General features: G+C 43.4%; 3 protein-coding genes. All 3 read right to left on the bottom strand.

Features of this window, described 5'->3' with window-relative positions:
- Positions 1-868, bottom strand: an 868-nt coding sequence (locus SPADD19_RS11645; protein WP_128861600.1) for a Dyp-type peroxidase, incomplete at its 3' end; no start/stop codon positions are given.
- Between the two features lie 5 nt (positions 869-873).
- On the bottom strand, positions 874-1,746 hold the full coding sequence (gene efeO, locus SPADD19_RS06415; protein ID WP_061455553.1) for an iron uptake system protein EfeO: 873 nt from the start codon (positions 1,744-1,746) through the stop codon (positions 874-876).
- Positions 1,747-1,856: 110 nt separating this feature from the next.
- On the bottom strand, positions 1,857-3,071 hold a 1,215-nt coding region (locus tag SPADD19_RS06410), incomplete at its 5' end, for a ClC family H(+)/Cl(-) exchange transporter (RefSeq protein WP_241496506.1).

Here is a 3,071-nt window from a genome sequence, read left to right as displayed (position 1 = left end):
ACTCCTTGTAGCGACCAAAGGTGTTTTCTTGCTCCTGCAAATTGGTCCGGTCCCAAGTTTCCAAGTGCATTTGGACTAGGCGAAGAGCCATATAGGAACCACCCTTCATCCAGTCCTTACTGTCAGTCCAGACGACCTTATCAAAGTCCTTCTCCGTCGTAACATTTGCTGTTCCATCTTTAAAGCCAAAGAGGTTACGCGGCGTTTCTTTTCTGTCACCAATCGCCGCAAAACCGGACTTGCTCCACTTCATGGTGATGGTATTGCGACCTTTGCGGATGAGATTTCGGACCGCATGAAAGGCTACTTGCTCATCGTCGGCACAGGCCTGAATGACGATATCTCCACCAGTGTATTTGTCCTGCAACTGCTCCTTTGGAAATGGAGGCAAATCACGAAAGAGCTTGGGACGTTTGGACTCTAAGCCCAGTTTCTTTAGAAAGGAAGCTGAAACCCCAAACGTCAGGCTCAAGCGATAGGGGTTGAGTCCCACTGTTTCACCTGTATCCGTTGGTGGCAAGAGGGCATTGGAACCATCTTTTTTGACCAATTCTCCTTCGACTAATTTACTACTATAGTCGGTCCAGTCTTTAAAGAGCTGGATGACTTCTTTTTTGTCCGTCGTGTGAAGATCCAGCACCACCAAGTAGCAAGCCTTCTGCATGGCCGTCGTAATCCCGGCTTGATGCTTGCCATAAAAGGAGATGTCTTCATCCCCATCATAAGCTTTTTTACTAGAACTGTCTTGATTAGCGAAAAAAGCAGATGCACCAGAGAGGCCCAGTGCTAGACCAGCCCCTCCAATACCTGCTTTTTTAAGAAATTCACGACGGTCCATTTTTTTATCTAAAAATTTTTCGTCAGCCATTTTTCTTATTTCCCATCTAAAATCACACCCATTTGAGACAACGGTTCACCAAGTTTGGTCACCGCTTCGGCCAATTCTTTGGTATCTTCCTTGGTCAAATCTGTGTAAGACTTGTAATTTGTTTCATCAGTCATGTGTTTGTCCAATAAATCATTGACATTTTTGAATTCTGCTTCCAAGGTTTTAACCAACTTGGCATCTTTTTTCTCAATCAAAGGTTTAAAGAGTGAGAAAATCTTTTCAGCTCCTTCAATATTGGCACGGAAGTCGTACAGATCTGTATGAGAGAAGACTTCTTCTTCACCCGTGATCTTTTGCGTTGCCACTTCATTGAGCAGATCAACAGCCCCAGTTAGCATCACATCAGGAGTCACATCAACGGTTGCGATCTTAGCTTTCAACTCCTTGATATCGTTCACCAGTTGGTCTGCATATTTGTCAGTGCCATCTGTGGTATTGTTTTCCCAAAGGATGCGTTCAATCCGGTGGAAGCCAGACCAGCCTTCTTCTGATTTATTTTCATCCACATAGTCCACCAAACGATAGTCAATCTTCACATCAGACTCCCCAAAGGTTTCAGCAATCGGTTCTGAGCGTTCATAGGCCATGCGGATCAAGGGATATTGTTTTTTAGCTTCTTCCAAATTCCCAGCTTTTAGGGTATCTCGGAAACCTTCTGTATCCTTGAGCAATTGGTCAATTTGCATTTCAACAAAGTCTTTGTATTCAGCTGTCGCATTGTCCAAGGTCTTCTGGTCAGCCTTTGACAACTGCACCGTTGAGCTGGTTTGCGTCTTTTGACTCGACTGTTTGCTAGTAGAATTCGCACACCCTGCTAAAAGAGCAACACTCAATAAGAGTAGACTATATTTTTTCATGAAAGACTTCTCCTCTTTTGTTCTTGGACTTATTTTACCAGAAGTTTTCTCATTTTTCAACAATTGTCTGAAAATTTAATAATAGAAAGACTTTTCTAAGAAACTGTCTTTTACAAAAGAATATCCTTGACTCGTCCAATTTCAGATTCTTTCACCACCACAAAAATGCTATCACCTAGATACAAGCGGGTCGCACCATTGACCGTATAGCTCTTGCCACTTCGCATTTGCGTAGTAATCAAAATATCTTGAGGGAGTTCGAGTTCATGAACTTGTTTCCCTGCAATCTTTTCGGATACAGGAATCTCAATCAAGGTCAACTCTCCTTCTTCTTGCGCCTTATCAGGTAAGAGTTGCTCCAGCATGGCTTCATAGACTGGTGCTCCATGGAAGAGATCCATGATCATGTAAGCCAGCAAGGTGACCATACCCAGTGGCATTAAACTACGAATATCACCGACCATCTCTGTTACCAAAATCATAGCTGTTAATGGCGCTTTTGAAATAGCTCCAAAATACCCACTCATTCCTAAAATGATGAAAAAAGGCAGCTGATTTTGAGAGATAAAGCCAATGTTTTGGAGGAAGGTTCCAACGATGGCCCCTAAAAGTGATCCTAATGCTAGTATGGGCAGGAAGATGCCACCTGGTAAGCCACTACCATAGCTCAACATACTCCAGATGAAACGGATCGCAAAATAAAGAAGGATGGTCAGCACTGGATACGGTACTCGAGCTAAATCCAAGACCAATTGGTTTCCACCACCAAGAATTTGAGGCAGAAAATAGCCGATTGGAAGAATCAAGACAAAGGCAAATAAAGAAGAATAATGAGAAGGAACATGGAAAATCTTCTCTAGCAAACGATACAGTCGACCGATATTGAGGACCACTATTTCGTAGACATAACCCGCTGCCCCTAAAAAGACCCCAAGAAAAAGATAAATCCAGTACTGAGACAGATGGAGTGGCGGAATATTTTGTGGCATATGAAGCACAGGTGTTTGACCAAAGACATTAAGTGAAATAAAATTAGCCGTCAAACTAGCAGCCAAGGTTGAAATCCAAAAGAAGCGTGAAAAATGATGGTAGACCTCTTCAACCACAAATAAGAGCCCCGCTATAGGTGCATTAAAGGCTGCAGCAAGACCAGCGGCGGCCCCACTTGCAATCAAAGACCGCTCCTCAACCGGACTGACCTTCAAATGATGGGCCACTCCTTTTCCACCCATTGCTCCTAATTGAATACTAGGACCTTCACGACCAAGCATCAAACCACTTCCGATGGCCAAGACACCTAGAATATACTTCTTCCACAAGGTATC

The organism is Streptococcus parasanguinis (assembly GCF_001578955.1).
Lineage (GTDB): Bacteria > Bacillota > Bacilli > Lactobacillales > Streptococcaceae > Streptococcus > Streptococcus parasanguinis_U.
This window is presented reverse-complemented; position numbering and strand designations above follow the sequence as displayed.

Bases quoted from the DNA above. Each gene is read 5' to 3' on its own strand.
- efeO (WP_061455553.1), bottom strand. From the start codon at position 1,746: ATGAAAAAATATAGTCTACTCTTATTGAGTGTTGCTCTTTTAGCAGGG.